Annotated in this window: 2 protein-coding genes; both read left to right on the top strand. The window is 40.4% G+C overall.

Features of this window, described 5'->3' with window-relative positions; translation table 11 throughout:
- Nucleotides 1-70: 70 nt before the first annotated feature.
- Nucleotides 71-376: a hypothetical protein gene (locus IDZ20_RS07945; protein WP_188150900.1), complete on the top strand. Its 306-nt coding sequence runs from the start codon at nucleotides 71-73 to the stop codon at nucleotides 374-376.
- An 8-nt stretch (nucleotides 377-384) separates the two neighbouring features.
- Nucleotides 385-714, top strand: coding sequence for a hypothetical protein (locus IDZ20_RS07940; protein ID WP_188150899.1), 330 nt, complete (start codon nucleotides 385-387; stop codon nucleotides 712-714).
- The last annotated feature ends 257 nt before the right edge of the window (nucleotides 715-971 follow it).

Here is a 971-nt window from a genome sequence, read left to right as displayed (position 1 = left end):
GGTAAATATACAGTTATCGAGATTCCCGTGCAAGTGATAGGGTGGGTGTCTGGGTTTTATCGCAGTTAACTTGCAATCATCTATTCCTGGAGCAACAACTTTAGAAATGACCCCTGGTGGTAGTATTTTTAATGGTTGGGATTATTTAGATGAATTTTTCGTGTACGAAGATTGGGGTTCAGGAAAATCAACTGATGGGAAAAGGCTTTGGATGGCTATATCTGAAGATTATGCGGAACGTGCGTCAGGTGACATTAATGTGGTGCAGGCTTACGAGGGAGCAATCTGGAAAGATGTGGAAGCTCCAGCACTGAAGAAAAACCCAGCAGTTAAGAAGATTAATCGCCATAAAGTAGATCCTCCTAAAAAGGCATAGCTTGAATTATGAGTAAAGATATAGAAATATTTCAAGAGCATGGTGGCGTATTGCAATCGACTTTTGGTAAAGCGACGATTACGTTTTTTGCTCAACAGATTGAGCTGAAAGAAGACGAAGTCAAAATATACCCGTCCAATGTATCAGTTACTGTCTCAAAAGAAGAAAAAGAGCTATTTGAGCAATATTATAAGCCTGTTACTTCAAGGCAGGCTTATGGAAAAGCAAAAAGTGCAATTCATGAATTAGCCGATTTGAATTGCCATCCTGCTGAAAAGAAAGAGCTTTTAAAAACATTGAAGTCAGATTTGAATCAGTTAATTAAGAGTCTTGGTTAGGTTCTAGGGCGTTCGGATGTTGCCTGCTATTGCCTATGGCGTCTGCGCCACCTGCCTAGTGGTGGCCTTGTCGGAGGGATTCCGGCTTCATTCAATCAAAAAGAAAATATATTGAACATTAAATTTCTTAGAGGCTGGATAAGAAGTGCTTTCAATTGGTTGGCAAAAGCTACTATCAAGACACCCACTCTAAAGAAAGCGCCGATAAGGCGTATTTTAACGCTAAAAAACCACTTCTAAGGCGAGCGAACATCCTC

This window comes from Teredinibacter waterburyi (assembly GCF_001922985.1).
GTDB classification, from domain to species: domain Bacteria; phylum Pseudomonadota; class Gammaproteobacteria; order Pseudomonadales; family Cellvibrionaceae; genus Teredinibacter; species Teredinibacter waterburyi.
Note: the sequence above shows the minus strand (reverse complement) of the source record. Positions and strands in the feature narration are given on the sequence as shown.